The sequence below is a fragment of the Bacillus sp. 7884-1 genome, from assembly GCF_002272245.1.
Classification (GTDB): Bacteria; Bacillota; Bacilli; order Bacillales; family Cytobacillaceae; genus Neobacillus.
Map to the genome: position 1 here is coordinate 1 of NZ_NPDD01000326.1, position 1,431 is coordinate 1,431.

Sequence of the window (1,431 nt, forward strand, 5' to 3'; positions counted from 1 at the left end):
GGAGTTCGTTTAAACGTAAGTAGTCGAGGGGTTGGGGCAAGTGTAGGAGTCAAAGGATTAAGGCACTCTGTGAACTCAAGAGGTCAAAGTAGGACTACGGTTTCTTTGCCTGGAACCGGTCTTTCCTATACTTCCACTTCCGATGGGAGAAGCGGTAATAGAGGGAATAGGAACTATCGAACAGCTTCCTATCAGCGACAAGCGGAATTGAATCGATTGCAAAAAGAAAGAGAAAAGTTACAAGAACTGCAACGAAATCAATTAGAAGTCGAGTTGTATGAAAATAGACTAAATATGATTAAGTCGATTCATAAAGAGTGTGATGATTTTGTTGATTGGCAGGACATTAAAAATACAGAACCTCCATTCTTAAAAGGGCACCCTGGACCTTTAGAACAACAAGCCTTACAGGAACTTCAAAATTATAGACCTGGTATTATGGCAAAGGTCTTTAATCAAGAAGAAAAGCGTATAGAGGAGCTCAGAAATAAGGTCTTAGAAGCCCGTAAGAAAGACGAGGAAGAATATCAAGAATGGAGTGAATTGACAGAAATAGCAACGAAGATATTGAATGGGGATTTGGAAACGTATTTTGAAGTAATAAAGGATTTCGCTCCCCTAGATGATCTAAGTGATTTTGGAAGTGGGTTTGAGTTTTTCCTTGAAGAACCCCATACTATGGAAGTGGAATTTGATGTACAAACCCAAAATGTTGTTCCTTCAGAAATGAAAACTCTAACCAGTACAGGAAAAGTATCCGTCAAAAATATGCCTATCTCCAAATATTACGATATTCAACAGGATTACGTCTGCAGTTGTGTACTTAGAATAGCAAGAGATATGTTAGCTTTATTGCCGTTAGATACTGTTATCATCCACGCTTTGGATTCCCAATTAAATACGTCTACTGGGTATCATGAAAAAATATTAGTATTATCGGTGAAAATTGAAAGGTATACGCTTAACCAATTAAATTTTGATACTATTGATTGCTCAGATTCAATGGTTAATTTTGAACATAAAATGAATTTTCGTAAAACCAAGGGTTTTGCTCCGGTAGAAAAGATACAAATATATTCTTAAAACATAACAAGCCATTATTTTAGGTATACAAAAAAACTCTTATATAATGGAATGTGTGTAAAAACTTAAAGAAAACGATTTTTAAGATTATGTTAATTTGAAAGTTTTTATTGGTCTTTGAATTACCATATTGCTAAGTTTAAAGAAGAACGAAAAAGAAGGCGCGTAAAATGCACCTTCTTTCTTTATCAGTTTGTTTCACACGCATAACCGTCTTTATCCCGATCCATTTTAGATGTATAAGCAGGATGATTGGAAGGAACTCCGTTCGGATACACTGTCCTCAGGTCGGTGCAGTTGGCAAACGATGTCTGTGTTGCTTGCTGCTGTTGCTGGGCTGCCGCCTGA

General features: G+C 36.8%; 2 protein-coding genes. One reads left to right on the forward strand and one right to left on the reverse strand.

Going from position 1 to position 1,431, the window contains the following annotated elements; genetic code table 11:
• A partial coding sequence (locus CHI06_RS28930) for a DUF4236 domain-containing protein (protein ID WP_095252069.1) occupies positions 1–1,083 on the forward strand: 1,083 nt, incomplete at its 5' end.
• 188 nt (positions 1,084–1,271) lie between these two features.
• On the opposite strand, the gene CHI06_RS28935 is transcribed toward CHI06_RS28930, so the two are convergent.
• The coding region (locus CHI06_RS28935) for an excalibur calcium-binding domain-containing protein (protein ID WP_142301049.1) at positions 1,272–1,431 on the reverse strand (160 nt) is incomplete at its 5' end.